Origin of the sequence: Algoriphagus sp., from assembly GCF_024642405.1 — a bacterium.
GTDB lineage: Bacteria > Bacteroidota > Bacteroidia > Cytophagales > Cyclobacteriaceae > Algoriphagus.
Window position 1 is genome coordinate 1 of record NZ_JAHEBC010000089.1, and the last position, 14240, is coordinate 14240.

General features: G+C 37.8%; 9 protein-coding genes. 5 read left to right on the forward strand and 4 right to left on the reverse strand.

The window, feature by feature from the left end; genetic code table 11:
• Together Q0L68_RS08870 and Q0L68_RS08875 are read right to left on the reverse strand one after the other, a co-directional pair.
• Positions 1-238, reverse strand: a 238-nt coding sequence (locus tag Q0L68_RS08870) for a hypothetical protein (protein WP_296701855.1), incomplete at its 3' end; no start/stop codon positions are given.
• A 1-nt stretch (position 239) separates the two neighbouring features.
• The gene (locus tag Q0L68_RS08875) at positions 240-806 is read right to left on the reverse strand and encodes an OsmC family protein (RefSeq protein WP_296701858.1); all 567 of its coding nucleotides are present in this window, start codon (positions 804-806) and stop codon (positions 240-242) included.
• Positions 807-941: 135 nt separating this feature from the next.
• On the opposite strand from Q0L68_RS08875, the gene Q0L68_RS08880 reads away from it, so the two are divergent.
• From Q0L68_RS08880 to Q0L68_RS08900, 5 genes are all read left to right on the forward strand, one after another.
• Entirely contained in the window at positions 942-2636 is a 1695-nt protein-coding gene (locus tag Q0L68_RS08880; RefSeq protein ID WP_296701861.1) for a ferritin-like domain-containing protein, read from the forward strand.
• Between the two features lie 8 nt (positions 2637-2644).
• Positions 2645-3676 (forward strand): hypothetical protein, encoded by a 1032-nt coding sequence (locus Q0L68_RS08885; protein WP_296701864.1) that lies wholly within the window; start codon positions 2645-2647, stop codon positions 3674-3676.
• 159 nt (positions 3677-3835) lie between these two features.
• Positions 3836-4189 (forward strand): hypothetical protein, encoded by a 354-nt coding sequence (locus tag Q0L68_RS08890; RefSeq protein ID WP_296701866.1) that lies wholly within the window; start codon positions 3836-3838, stop codon positions 4187-4189.
• Positions 4190-4454: 265 nt separating this feature from the next.
• Positions 4455-4805, forward strand: coding sequence for a hypothetical protein (locus tag Q0L68_RS08895; RefSeq protein ID WP_296701870.1), 351 nt, complete (start codon positions 4455-4457; stop codon positions 4803-4805).
• 211 nt (positions 4806-5016) lie between these two features.
• Positions 5017-5931, forward strand: coding sequence for a mechanosensitive ion channel family protein (locus tag Q0L68_RS08900; RefSeq protein WP_296701873.1), 915 nt, complete (start codon positions 5017-5019; stop codon positions 5929-5931).
• 87 nt (positions 5932-6018) lie between these two features.
• Here the strand turns inward: Q0L68_RS08900 and Q0L68_RS08905 are convergent, their stop codons facing one another.
• Entirely contained in the window at positions 6019-7050 is a 1032-nt protein-coding gene (locus tag Q0L68_RS08905; RefSeq protein ID WP_296701876.1) for a type IX secretion system membrane protein PorP/SprF, read from the reverse strand.
• Positions 7051-14154, reverse strand: a complete 7104-nt coding sequence (locus Q0L68_RS08910) for a PKD domain-containing protein (protein WP_296701877.1) — start codon at positions 14152-14154, stop codon at positions 7051-7053.
• Positions 14155-14240 lie beyond the last annotated feature (86 nt).

The following is a 14240-nucleotide window of genomic DNA, read 5'->3' on the forward strand; positions in this document are numbered from 1 at the left end:
TGGTACAGGTTCCATTAGCAAATCCACCGAAAAACTGGACTTTTGGATTAAGACCGGATTTCACTCCCTCAAAAAAGTCAATAGGGTCATGTCTAGAGGTACAGAACAAAAAACAAAGCTGAACTTCCTCAGCAGAAAGTTCAGCCTTGACTAATGCCTCTTTAGAGGCCTGAATTCCGGCCTTTCGAGAATCAGAGGATTCAGAAAACCCTACTCCAAATGAAGTGCCGGCAGTCATTTTACTCTTCTATTACAACTTCGGTGGTAACTCTCAAAGGAAGTTCAATTGTATTTTTAATTGGAGACTTCTTATCCAAAGTTTCCTTAGACTTAAGAAGCTGCTCCTTAGTAGCTCCATTTTTCCCTTTCAGCGTCACTTTATAATGCAAATCCAAAGGACCATTGGGCTTAGAACGATCCATTCCCAAAACCCCATGAACATCAAAATTAACAGAAACTTCTACATTGATTTTTTCCAATTCTGTCCCGAAAAGAGCCGCATTCGTAGCAATTCCAGCAGTAAGACAGCCACAAAGCGCTGAAGCAAGATACTCAACCGGATTAGGATGCTCATCTGATCCGCCCAAAACAGCAGGCTCGTCCACCATTAAATTGAATTTACTAGCTTCACTTCGGATATTATTTCCATTGGAAAAAAGCTCTGAAACTGTGACTGCAGCCTTAGTCCCACCTTTCCATTCGGATTTTGCTTTAAACTGAACTAATGCAACTTTTGGATCATTTTTGATAGCTCCTGTGAGTGCCTCTATGTTGTCAAGGTTCACTCCATTTTTAATGTTTGGCATGTTTGAAAAAAGTTTTTAGTGATAAAAAGAATGAATGAAATATACCAAAAATTGGAGGTAGTCCAAACTAACTCTTATATTTAATCAATTGGTTTTCTATAGATTCATCTTCCATAATTAAATTTTTTCTTACCTATGTCACAAAAAAATCTTCAAAAAATTCAACCAGATGCAGAACTGCATCAAATGCTTCAATCTATTTCTGAAACAGAAAAAGAAGAGTTTATTGAATTGATTTATTCATTACTAAAGCAAGCTAGTACTACCGAGCATCTGCTTGCCATGCAATATTTATTCACAAGCTTTAGTCTAAAGAAATATCCTGAAGAATTTTCAGATTATAAGCCAGATTCAGAAGATCCTGATCAGAAAAAAATAAATGAACTCAGGGTTTCCCAGATTGAAAAAATCCGAAGATGGGAGGCAAACATACTAATGGTATCACGAGAGGAAATGACACACCTCTGTTATGACATGAACCTTTTGGCTATTTTAGGGAAAGACCCCTACATGTACCGGCCGAACTTTCCAGTACCTGCCACATCCTTTCCTCTTGGAAAGCCAGTTAATTTAATGCCACTCAGTCTTGTAGCATTAGAAATATTCCGTTATTGGGAAAAACCGGATCATCTTCCAGTAAGCGATCCTATTCAGGCAGATGGAATTCCCAAAGGATTAGAAGACCTGTTCACGATACCTCACAAAGGTCCAGACCAATTTAACCATCCTGAAACACATCAAGAGGCGATGGACTTTTTAAAGAAATTTCTGTCCAAATCTTTAGATCAAGATATATTAAAAAAAATCCATGATCCTTTAAGCAGCGGAACTCATTTCGACAGCATTGAGCAGCTTTACACCTTTATTCGTGCTTATCTTTTAATAGGATTGAAATATAAAATCTTTGAAGGTCAAAACATGGAGCGGATTGTGGATGAACATTATGGATTCAATATTGCACTTAATCCCTTGGTACTTGGTCAATTCGAAGCCTATGTTGAAGAGGCAATTACGCAAATTATTGAAGAGGGTGAAGGGGTCTGGGGGACACCCCCTGCATTGGGAAGCCATTTCTGGGTATTTCAAACTATCATTAAAGAATTGAAGGAAGAATTTAAAGAGTCTATTTTACCCTTCGAGCCTGCTCTTCCAGTGGTGTGGAATCCTACTTATATCACTTCAAAGGATCGACATTTAATTAATCTGATCCCTAATATGCCAAGCAATGCTACTTTCCAAGTAACTAATACTGTTGCTATCAAGGCTATGCAACTTTTCAACGAGGCATATACTACTATGATTAAAATGCTTAGTGGATTTTTCGGGCATTATGAAATTGATCAAACAACGGGAATAAGACCACCTCAAGTGAATGCCTATTTTCAAACTGCTTTTTATCCTTTTATGACAAATATTATCCGGCCTCTGGGAGAAATGATTTGCAGATTACCTGCCGATGAAGGTTTTGTGCCAGATGGAAGAAAAGTACCGGATCGATGTGCAGGACCTGATTTTCTATTTGATATCATCCAGACTGACCCAGCTACCCGGGAGGAAGTAATCTTACCTTATGATTGTTGGGAGAAATATGTGGGGAAATTTAATGATATGAAAGATAAAGCCTTCGAGTTAAAAAAAGACTGTGAAGAAAGAGGCTATCATATGGCATTTTATTTACAGCCTGATGCGAGAGATTTTCCTGTTTCGTTTGGGTATCTGGGAGAAAATTTCGAGCGAATTGGCAAAAATTTCGAAGCATATTGGAAAGGTAAAATGGTTGCCCCAATTTCATCAAAAGGCTTTCAAAATTATTCTACAAACTTTAATTAATACTTTTTATGTCAACATTAAGCATTTCTTTTGACGGTTATTTTCAATGTCGGCTAGCTACAGACCCCGATCCTTCAAATGAACAACGCGGTATTTCCGGTTTTACCTATTCAGTAGCTGGTGAGACTTTATTAGATCCATCTATTTGGTCTCAAGCTAAAGATATTCAAGCAGCCTATGGTATGAAAGATCCTGCCTTTCAAGATCCACTTCGATCCAATCCTCAGTTTGACATCAAAAATATCAGAGAGGCATCTCCTGATTATACCGTTTATAATTCCCGGGGAATAGGAATCCTGGTGAATAAAGTAGAGATAGATGGTGAATCTGTTCCAGAACTAAATCAGAAAATGAAAGGAGCTCTATGCCGTTTTGCAAATAGACCTGCTTCAAATGGACCATACAAAGGCCCTATTTTCGAAGGAAGAAATCAAATTACTTCAGATGGAGACCCGGACCGATTTACGGTAAACCCTTTTCTCTTTTCCATTTCTACCCCTGATGACTCAAAAACAATTCTTAGTCGCTTTGATCCATTGGATCCTGAACATCCAGATTGTCAACTGTATAAAATTTTCCCAAATGAGAAAATTGACAGACGTTTACCTTATCAGAGATTCGCACTTTCAGATGAAGGTTTGGCACAAATAGGGTTGACTTCGGAGGAATTAAACACCTACTTTGAAAATCGAATGATTTGGCTGAAAGGTAAAATCGTAGAAGCAGAGGCTGTAAACAAAACAGCATTGGCAGAGGCTTATCGATCCAGACTTTATGCAGTAAACTTTTTTACCCAAGCTACAGGTCCTACGGTTTTAGCAAACCGATTATTAAGTAGAATACCACTTAGGCAGCTATATAAACATAGTATCAGAGGTAATTCAAGTATGTTGCCTGTTCCCATGGTTGATCAGGAATTTTTCGGATCTCTTCAAATTGACACCGAAAAAGAATGGCAGATTCTATATTATCTTGGCCAATATGATGGAGATTTGATGGCTGGCTGGTGTAGTGGAACTTTAGATATCCCCTTAAAATAAGAAGAATCAATACTTAGAAATTTAACAAAATTAGAAGAAACTTATTTTTTGCTAAAGGCTTCTACATATTTGAAGAGTCATTTTTGATAGAATATCTACCAATTTACTTTTCCTAAATATGAAAAATTATCCTATAATTCTTAATCTTAAAAAAATAATATGAAGATCAGATTTTTAATTCTCCTAGGTGCTTTTAGCTTGATTGCATATCAATCTTGTACCAGTTCAAAAAAAGTTACAAGCAATACGGATTTAGGCCCTGTTACTTTTGAAGGACAAATAAAACCAATTATGCTAGCACACTGTACCCCATGCCATTTTCCTGGGGGCGAAAAAGATCAACTTGATACTTACGACAGAGTGTTATCCAGAATTGATGATATCTTAGATAGGACTCAAAGAGATACTGCTGCGAAGGGTTTTATGCCATTCAAACTTAAAAAACCGGCGCTAAGTGAAGAGGAACTAGCGGTGTTTTTTAAATGGATGGAAGATGGAATGTTAGAAAAATAGTTTATCGGCCTCCAAAGGATTTGAATTAATTTGTCTCTTAGCAATGGGGTTTTTAAAGAAGTGCTTGAATCTAAAGTTCAATTTTAATTTGCTTTACTATTAGCTTGGCAAAATATTATAATGATTATGATTTTTAGACAATTATTTATTTCATACTTTCAGACAAATAGCTAAATTTCAGTAAGCTATCTTTAGTCCTTAAGGATTTATAGGACAGATTGCTGATTAATGTTCCGAAATATTTCAACTCTCTAACTTCAACTCTATGAAATCACGTTACTTATTTTTAATTGCTGCATTCGGATTGATTATCTATCAATCTTGTACTAGTTCAAAAAAAGCTACAGCGCCTTCCCTTTCTGCAGTCTCTTATGACAAGGATATCAAACCTATCATGATAGCTCACTGTACTCCTTGTCATTTTCCAGATGAAGGAAAGAAAAAATATCTTGACACCTATAATGCGGTGGCAAACAACATTGACGATATCCTAAAAAGAGTACAGATGCCTCAGGATGAAAAAGGTTTTATGCCATTTCAACTCAAAAAACCTGCTTTGAGTGCAGATCAAATCGCGCTTTTTGAGACTTGGAAAAGCAGTGGAATGGCTGAATAATAAGGATTAAACCATAAATTAAATGACCATCTTATTCTATTTGATGGTCATTTTCATTTTCTAGCTATCAATCTAAAATAAATGAAGAGTAGGTAATTCTTTGATATTCTGAACCTATTTACCTAATTTCTAACTTTCATTAGCCCAAAATATCTCTGATTTTAACCTTGGATCGCTGATTTCAGACTTTTTCCAATTCAATCTTTAAATTATGAAAAGATATACAAAGCTAATATTACCAATCCTTGTTACCCTAACACTGGTTTTTCTAAAACTTTATTTAAGTGAGGATTCAAAGAACTGGGAAGGTTTCTTTTCCTACCTCCCCCACTTAAATACTATTCTGATAATCACGGGTGTTACTTGGTCCTTGATCATTTTAATCAAAATATTTAAGATCACTTTTTTGAAACAATTTGATATTTCGAAAGAAGATAATCTTAAGGCTAGGAAAGTTTATACTCAAATAAATGTCCTACAGAAAGTAGCCAATTTTATTATAATAATATTTGGTCTTGGAGTAATCTTACTATCCTTTGATTCTATTCGGCAAATTGGAGTTGGCCTATTTGCCTCGGCTGGTGTTGCTGGTATAATCATTGGTTTTTCTGCACAAAAAGCCATAGGAACCCTGATAGCAGGAATTCAAATAGCTATTACCCAACCATTCCGACTGGAAGATGCTGTTGTAGTGGAAGGGGAATGGGGCTGGATAGAAGAAATCAACCTAAACTATATCGTGGTTCGGATTTGGGACTTAAGAAGGCTTGTTTTACCCACGACTTATTTCTTGGAAAAACCATTTCAAAACTGGACTAGAACTTCCGGAGACCTATTAGGGTCAGTATTTTTATATACAGATTACACAATTCCATTTGACGAACTCCGGAAAGAATTGGACAGGATACTTGAAACCACTGACCTTTGGGATAAAAAAGTGAAAGTTTTACAAGTGAGTGACTCAAAAGAGCATACAGTAGAAACCAGAATATTAGTAAGCGCCAAAAACTCTCCTACCGCCTGGGATTTGAGAGTTTACGTAAGAGAAAAAATGATAGAATTTATCCAAAAGAATTATCCAGAGTGCCTTCCTAAAACTCGAGTGGTAATGGAAAAACCAAGTTAGAAATAATTTTGGCGTTGTTATTTAAGGATCTGGTGCTACTCATTATTTTAAATAGAATTGCTGAAGATTTGAAATACTTGTGACCACCTAGTATTTAAAGCATGGAATGACTCTACCTCTTTGATTTCTACTATTTGGGTCTCCCCATAAAAAAGTATATCGAATCGATATTTCATGAGCTCCACCACTATTTTTTAAACCCAATCTAGAAGCAGTTACATCATAGGAATACCCTATATCCAATCCACTTTCAAGTGAAACTCCTACTAGACCAATAAATGCTTCGTTATTTGGAAGTGAATTTTTAGTAGGCAATCCTCTATACCAAAGTCCTAAAACTAATGGCTCCAGAAATAGCTGAGCTCCTACATCTAACTGGCTAAATGGATCTTGTTGTTTATAATTAAATGCAAATGAAATAGATCTTTCAGAATAGGCATGAGTGAAAAAATCTCTGCTTCCATGTCCCAAATCAAACTTAACACCTCCTTGAGCAGAAAGCTTCATCGGGAGTTTAGAAATTTGTCCCTCGACAAAAGACCTGTTTGGCTCAGACAAATGATGGGCAGAAACCCCAAACCAATATTTATCTGTATAAATCATTCCACCTACAGCATAATCCATAAAACTATATTTGGAGTCAAGAGGAACTCCATCAAGCTCATCTGTAATACCACCAACTGTCCCATTTATGATATCAATTTGACTTCCGAAGACTAAATCAGAGAAAAATGCATTTCGCTGCATGTAACTAACTTGCCCTCCAACTCTGAAAAACAAATCTTCATTGATCTGCATTCGATAGGCATAGGACAAGCCAATTTCATTGGTGGATAGTTGAGCCATACTTTCCTGACTCCCGTTAAAAATTAACCCTATACCAGAATTATAATCAAAAATATAATGGTCAATATAAGCTGAATAGGAATTGAAACTTTGATCTAAACCAGGCCATTGATTTCTGTAATTAACACCAATTCGAGTAAGTTCACTTGAACCGGTTAGAGCTGGGTTTAAATAAAGTGGTGCGGCATAGAATTGAGAATACTGAGTATCCTGAGCAGTTGCCTTGAAGCAAATACTTAGAAAAACAACGATGTATAGTATCCTCAATTTCATTTATCGAATCAAAACAAAAACTCCAGATTTCTCAACAGTCTCTCCCGATCTTGTTTCAAATACTGCTCTGTAAACATAATTACCGTTTGGAACTGCAGTACCATTTAGTGTTCCATCCCATCCAATATCATCTAAGGTTTTTGACTGATAAATCAATTCCCCCCAAGTGTTAAAGATGTAAAACTCCATAGAAGCGACGCCTCTAGATTCAGGTCTGAAGTACTGATTTTTCAAACCATCAGGAGTAAATGCATTAGGCACCATGATCATGTAATCATCAAATACCTCGATTACACGCTGGAATTCAGCAGTACAACCAAAAGCATCAATGGTAGAAAGTGTCACTGTATAAACTCCCTTTGATTGGAATTCATGTGATGGGTTTTGTTCTGAACTGGTAAATCCATCTCCAAAATCCCAGTTCCAAATAATGACATCTCCTAGAGTACTATCCATGAACGCAACTGGCTCCTGAATTTGGACTTCTCCGTTTGTTAAAATATTTCCACCTCCCAAGTCAATCTCATAATTAAACTTAGGGATCAACTCTTCATCTGCAATTAGTACCTGGATTCTCTGAGTAGGAGACCAGCAATTGGAACCTTTCACACTGCTTTGTACAATATATTCTCCTGATTGATCCACTTCATCAATTTCATCCAATCGCATGATAGATCCTGATGGACTTTCAATCTGATAGTCATATACACTCGAATTAAACCCTTCGATGAATTGAGTGAGATCGACTGTTCCTTCAGGGTCGCAGACAATTGAAGGATTTGAAACTCTTAAATTTGGTATGGAATAGACAACCACCTCAACAGGCAATAGTGGAGGAGGACACGTTCCAGGACCACTTATTTCCAGATAATAAACATAAGGAGTGGATTTGCCAGTCAGACCTGAAATTGACAATGTTCCGTCTTGAGCTATTTGGTAACTTATTCCATTTGAAGAACCATTGGTAATTTCTCCTGTTCCATTTGAATTTTGGTACCATGTAAATACTGGTGTTATTCCTTGCTGAGAAGTCGTTGGAATAAGGGTGGCTACCTCCCCTTCACAAATTTCCTCATCCTGAGCCTCTACTGGAGTTAATCCATCTACCAGTGTAACAGGTGTAGAAACTTCAAATAAACATCCTCCATTATCAGTGATAGCAAAATCATAAGTTCCAGATGGCAAATCCTGAATTTCCAAAAGTCCATCCGAAATCGTCAGATTAGCATAGTTTTGTCCATTTCTGTTAACCGCAACCACATAATCCCCATAGCCGCCGCTAATTTCAAATGAAATTAGCCCGTTGGTTTGATTACAAGTAGGATTAGAAATAGAAGGTTCTGTTGTGCTAATAGGTGCTGATGGGCCTTCTACCTCAATCCCCATAACAACAGATTGACATCCTCCACTTCTGACAGTTACATCATAAATTCCAGGAGCGACTTCCAGAATATTTGAAGATTGGAAATCTATTCCATTGATAGAATATTCATAAATTCCACTACCTCCTGAACCAGTCATGACAATGCTTCCTTTTTCGCCAAAACAAACTTCATCAATCACATTAAATGATGCTGATGGTTCGTCAAAAATCTGAACGGTAGGTGAAGCCACAAATCCAGGACAAACTCCATTTCCAACTGCTATCACATAGTATCTTACAGGTGAATCGGAATTATCTAAACCTGAAACACTCAGGGTTCCATCTGCAGCAATATCAAACGTATGACCATTGGCATCTGGAGTGGAATTGGAAACTATTGGTTGGGTTAAACCTTGATCCTTATACCATTCAAAAGTAGCTCCTGCAGCAGCAGGGTTTACATTGGGTTTAAAGACAGCAACTTCCCCTTCACAGATTTCAATATCGTCTACCAATACTTGAGAAGGTCCATAAACCAAGGTCACAGTATTCGAAGTGACAAGACATCCCTCTGCATCGCTTATTTCTAAATAATAATCCCCAGGAGCAAGATCATCAAGTTGGAAAACAGGACCATTAACCACATCTGAACTCAATAAAGAACCATCCTTAAAGGTAGAAACAGTATATGGAGCCCAGCCACCAGTTATTTGGGTTTTAATAATACCTATATCAGCACCACAACCAGGATCAATCTGTGTTAACGGAGCAACATTTAGAGCTTGCCCTGGTCCCAAAACTTCTACCTCAAAAGTGTTCAAACAAGCAGTCGCTGAATTTTCAACTTCAATTGTATAAAACCCTGGTGCAAAATCTTCATTCTCCAAACCTCCCGCATCTAGGGTCCCTCTCCCTGCAATCGTATAAGTATAGGTAGAAAGACCATTAGCCGATACCTTGATTTTTCCATCTGCTGCACCAAAACACTGCTCAGGTTCTGTTTCAAAATCCGGGGTTGGAAGTGGATTTACTAAGATTTCTGCAGGAATGAGATCTTGATTACAAGTATTATTCCCTGTTACTTCAAGGTAATAAACATAGGGTGATGCCGAAGGTGGTAAGCCAGAAACAGTCAGTTCGGAGTTACCTGATATTTCATAAAAGACTCCAGAAAGATTAGGATCAGCAGAACCATTTAAAATCTCTTGGTTCCCTTGGGGGTCTCTGAACCACTTAAATATTGGTGTAGATACTGGAACACCCAATTCAACAATTTGTGGGATGAGGGTTGCATCCTCTGTTTCACAAATACTTGTATTTGAAACTTCAAATTCAGGATCTACCTGAGGTATTAAACTATAATTTAAAGGTATTTGACAACCATTTGCATCTGTAATAACAAGCTCATAATCTCCTCCTATCAAACCAGTAATTTCAAATCCGATCCCTTGAGGCTGGACACTAAAACCAGTAACAGGTGAAGAATCAAGAGTTAATGAATAAGAATAAGGCAGAGTACCACCTGAAACTTCCCAATAAATAGAACCATTATCAGGCTGGCAAATCGGGGATTCTGAATCTTCATTTCCAGCAATAAGTTCTGTTGGCTCATTTATGACAATAGGTTCTAGGGTAGTAGTACAATTAGTATTTGTATTGACTACTATAACGTCATATGTCCCGGCGACTAAGTTTGAGAATTCCCCAATCGTATTGGATTCTCCAGTTTGAGATATGGTAAAGAGATAATTTGTGTCTTCATATTCAGAAGTACTTGCGGAGGTCAATCGAATTATTCCATTTGCTTCACCAAAACATAAAACATCCTGTGCTTCCATTTCTGGTGTCGGTAGTGGATTTACCTGAGCAATTGCTTCCACAATTTGATTTCCACATACTACATTTAGATAGTAGGTGTATGGACTGGTTGAACCAGGCAGTCCTTGTATTGTAAGCTCACCTGATGTAGAAATAGAGTAACTAATATTAGGGTCTACAGGATCTGTACCTTCTTGAATAGGCTGGGTCAATGCTTGGTCTTTAAACCAGAAAATATCAGAGGGTGAACTTCCTGAAACTGTATTTACAGGGGTAAGTATCACATCTTCTCCTTCACAAACAGTTGTTTGGGTTATATCATAACCAGGAAGTGGTTGCTCCTCTATTAGGAAAGATTCAATAAACTGACATCCTTCTTCATCTGTAATAATTGCAAAATAGGTGTCTGGCAATAGATTTGGGGCTCCTGATAAATCTCCTGAAACAATTTGTCCAGTATCAGAGCCTTTTCTCCATTCAATCGTATAATTACCCCAACCCCCAGAAACCTGAAGGTTATCGATAGATCCATTGGCTTCAGAACATGAGCTTCTTAACCTATCCGCAGTTGCTGTAATAGGTTGGCTTGGTCCTTCTATAGTTTCAATTACCTGGAAAACACATCCATTTCCACTTCTTATATCTATGGTATAGTCGCCAGGAGCCAATCCGGTGAAAACATTGTTAGTTTCGAATGGTCCACCTTCAAAGCTAAATTCATAATTTCCATCCGCACCGGTTGCATTGACAGTAATGGTTCCATCTGCTGCTTGAAAACAAATTTCATTTGTGACTTGAGTACTTGCATCTAATTTTTCAAAAACCTTAACAGTTGCCTCGAATGGAGGTGATGGACAATAACCTGCTCCTGTCGCCACCAAATAATAGCTATAGTCGCCAGGCTGCAATCCATCTATTGTAATTTCAAGTGTTGTAGGATCAATTAAATATGTAATTCCGTCAGACCCTGGTGTTGCACTTGAAGTAATCGGGTCATTTGCTCCAGCATCTTTAAACCATTGTAAGGAAGGATTTCCAGTGGTGGTGATTACTGGAGTAAAAGTAGCAATGTCACCTTCGCAAATCTCATCAATCATTGGATCAGCTGAAATGGCAATTCCAACATCATCAATAAGTTCTTGACTTAGTGATTGAATACAATTATTGCCATCTGTGATTCTGACTTCGTAGATTCCAGGTGCAAGGTCCTGGTAAATAATTGGGGAAGTAGCTGCTGAAACTGATTCAACTTGTGCACCATTCCTAAACAGGGCAACTGTATAATCCGGTGTTCCCCCTGAAAAACTTATTTCCAATAAACCATTTTCTTCCCCACAAGCGGGTTGGATAACTTGATCAAGACCCAAAATAATCTCAGATGGTTCATTTACGACAATACCATCTAGGGTAGTTGCACAATTAGTCCCAGAGTTTCTTATTACAAAGTCATATGTACCTGCAATAAGACCGTTAAAAGTATTTGAAGACTGGAAAGTTGACCCTCCGTCTAAACTATATTCATAACTAGTCGCAAGCGCTGGATCTAATGGATTCAGAGTTATGGTTCCATCATTCCCTCCAAAACAGGTAACATCTGTCGGGGTAGCGTCAATGATTTTTGGAACTGGGTTAACCGTAACAGTCGCAGGGATTGAATTGGAGTTACAAAGATTATCCCCGCTTACAACAAGGGAATAATTATAAGGAGTAACATTTTCGGCTAAACCATCAATTGTAAGTTCTCCGGTTGTAGAATTGACAGCATAAGTAATCCCATTGGAAGTTCCGTTTGAAATTGTATTTCCTGTTCCGTCCAACCAAGTGTATTGTAGATTGGTAGCATTACTCAATTCTATTGTTTGAGCGGTTAGGATTGCAGTTTCTCCAGGACAAATAACTGCATCCGTTGCATCAAAAGAAGGAATAGGAGTAGCGTTAAAAGCTGGAGTTGTTATTGTTGCATTACAACCATTAGAATCGATTACTTCGACTATTATAGTTGGAAGCTCCCCAATTCCAGTGATTGTATATATCCCACTGGAAAGGGTTGGACTTACAGGATTGCCATCCAAAGTAAATGTATAACCCGATCCGGGCGTCCCCCCCGAGACTTCAAAAGTTATTTCTCCATTTTCCAATCCACAGGAAGGATTTACTTGATTAGAATAAGTAATGGACAAAGGCTCATCTGGGCCTAATACTTCTCTGGTTATTGATCCAATACAATTTGTCCCTGCATTTACATCAATTGTATAGGTGCCTGGAAGTAATCCCGAAAAAGTATTAGAATTCTGATAATTCACTCCGTCAATACTATAAGTATATGTTCCAAAACCGCCTGTAGGGTTTACGAGTATTTGTCCAGAAGCTTCACGACAAAGATCATCAGTGACTGTGGCGTTAATATTTAAAGGTGGTAGTACCAATGCCTGAACCACTTTTAATGAGCCTGCCGGAGTAGCACAAAGATTTTGAGCAGGATCAGCTGCTACTTCCACAAAGAATTCATAAACTGAAGCATTTTCTGGTAATCCAGTTATAGTAAGTATTCCAGGAGTTACAATTGAATATTCAATACTTCCTTCGGTCAACCCATTTGTAATAGGCTGGGTTTTTCCGTTGTCTTTGTACCACAAAAAAGTAGGATTCACTCCATAGGCTGGATCTATCCTTGGTTCAAAAACAACCGGTGTCCCTGCGCAAATCTGCTGATCATCAACATCGACTATTACTGGTGTTCCTCTTTCGTCAGTCACATCAAAAGGAAAGACATCTTCACAAATATTGTTGGTAGCTGGATTTGATACTGTCAAAAAATATTCTCCAAGATTTACACCAGTTACTCCTACAGTTGCCTCAATATATCCACCAACTGCCGTTTCAGTTACAGTGTAATTTGAGGCAGGCAATACATTTCCAAACTGGTCCTTCCAGTTAAAAACATAGCCAGGAATCAAGTCCTTTAAGATTACATTATTGATAGAACCATCATTCTGTCCATTACAGGTAGGTCCTATAACGGCTCCAGACCCATCAATTTTTGGGAAAGGATTTACGGTTACAGTAACAGTTTCAGGAAAAGAAGTTAATCCATAATTGTCTATGACTGTATAGTAGATCGTATGCGTTCCAAAAAATCCAGGCTCAGGAGTAAATTTTATAGATGCTTTATTCCTTTCGTCACCAAAATTAGAATCAGTCAATTCTTCTAAAATGGATTCAAAAGTTCCAACTCCCGGTATAGTAATAATTTTATTTTCTGGCTTACATTTCTCTTCACAAACCCCTGATAATCCACAATTCCCAACAAAGGGATCCCCATTTGGATTAGGGTTATTATTTGGTGGACCTGGGTTCGTTTCATACAATTGAAGACACCGGATAAATTGGTTTGTCGCATTTAGATCAACTTCAAAATTGAAGGTCAAATCTTCGTCAAAACAAACTATCTCATTCAATGGATCTGGGTCAGGAGCCAAAATTGCATCAATACTAGAAACCTCTACTGTCACATTTCTAATTTCATGAAAACTTGTTCTATCACCAGTTGCAGCAGCAAATCCAACTTTTAGGTTTTGTGGAGCACTAAAATTATATGGAACATTATTGAAGATATTCACTACTTGCTGCCCTGAAGCAGTGGTGATCAACATATCCATGGTGATCGTATAAGTCCCAGCCCCATTAGGTCTTAGATCTATAAAAACTTTGCGGTACCCATCTAAAGCACAATCCTCAACTCTACTCCCTCCACCTATCGTAAATCTCTCGGAAGGAGCTAAGAAATAGTTAGGATCCAATACATCAAATGGAGCTCCATCTGAAGGGTCATTAAAAGTGATTTTCCCATCAATAAACGGGTAACTTAAATAGGTTGGTGGATCTGGAAAAGTTGCTGGAAAACCGGTATAATTACCAGTCATTCCATTATCTCTTACAAGGTCAGCTGGGACTACAGGTCCTCTGATTGCAATACTATTTGGATATCTTGGAAAAAAAGCTGTAGAAA